At 28.0% G+C, this 1,157-nt stretch carries 1 protein-coding gene; it reads left to right on the top strand.

Annotated features, from left to right (window positions below):
- Positions 1-438 precede the first annotated feature (438 nt).
- Entirely contained in the window at positions 439-1,140 is a 702-nt protein-coding gene (locus BLR11_RS13885) for a Crp/Fnr family transcriptional regulator (protein ID WP_091653293.1), read from the top strand.
- The last annotated feature ends 17 nt before the right edge of the window (positions 1,141-1,157 follow it).

Raw genomic sequence — 1,157 nt, 5'->3', positions numbered from 1 at the left:
TCTTCGACCTTAGATTCGTAAGCGCGGATGAGCGACATTTTGCGATACGCATCTTTTAATAAATCTTTGTCATACATACTATCAGCTCCTTTTTTAATAAATGAATAAAGAAAAACACGCATAGCACTCTGCAAAATTATTAATTCATGAGCACTAATCGTTACATAATTTAATAAAAATATTAAATTATGTAAAATACATTTTTTTAATACGAACAAAAAGTATTTAACTTAACAGAAGTATATAGTACTATCCAATTTCCAATTGTATCATTTGAAATAATCATATTATGTATGCAAAAATAGCAATCGTATGATATAATTATTGTACAAAAAAAATACCATCTATTAAAATAACAAATGGTATTTATAATTTATTTAGTTTTTAATTTTAATACAGATACTAATTGATATACACATAATTTTAGGAGGTAAAAACATGACATGTAATAACATTTTTTTGTCTAACAATTTAGAATTTATTCCTCAAATTTTTAAAAATTATGGTACGTTAAAAAGATTTTCTGCCGGAGAAATTGTGTTTGTAAAAGATGAACCTGCTGACTTCATTTATTACGTGGTAAAAGGACAAGCTCGCGCATTTCTTATTTATCCAAATGGTGAAGAACATAATTTAATATATGTCCACGAAAATACCACCTACGGTGAAGAAGTGTTTGCTATGCCTCCTACTCGTATAGTATGTTGTAGTGCTATTACAAATTTAATTACTTATCAAATAACGCCAAAAATGCTACTTCAAATGTGCCTAAGCGAAAAGAATGGTATAAACGAATTACTCTCGGTATTAATGAAGAAAATAACACTATTACATAATTGGATCTTTTATGCACAATTTATTAAAAATGAAGAAAAATTAGCCTGCTTACTATATTCATATACAAAAGTAGACGAAGATAGAGTTATTTTGACGCATGAACAAATTGCAGAAGTAACAGGAATGAGTCGTATTACTACGACCCGCATTCTTAACTCTTTTGTCAAAAAAAAATTGATTTCACAAAAATATAAATCAATTCTTGTACATAACCGAAATGAATTACAAACAATATTTGAACATACAACTAATGATAGTGTCAAGCAATGTTCGCAAAAACCATCAACCTCCGAATGGGATTAAGCAGTCTTTGCTAATTG

Origin of the sequence: Megasphaera paucivorans (assembly GCF_900103535.1) — a bacterium.
In the GTDB taxonomy this organism is placed as follows: Bacteria; Bacillota; Negativicutes; order Veillonellales; family Megasphaeraceae; genus Megasphaera_A; species Megasphaera_A paucivorans.
Note: the sequence above shows the minus strand (reverse complement) of the source record. Positions and strands in the feature narration are given on the sequence as shown.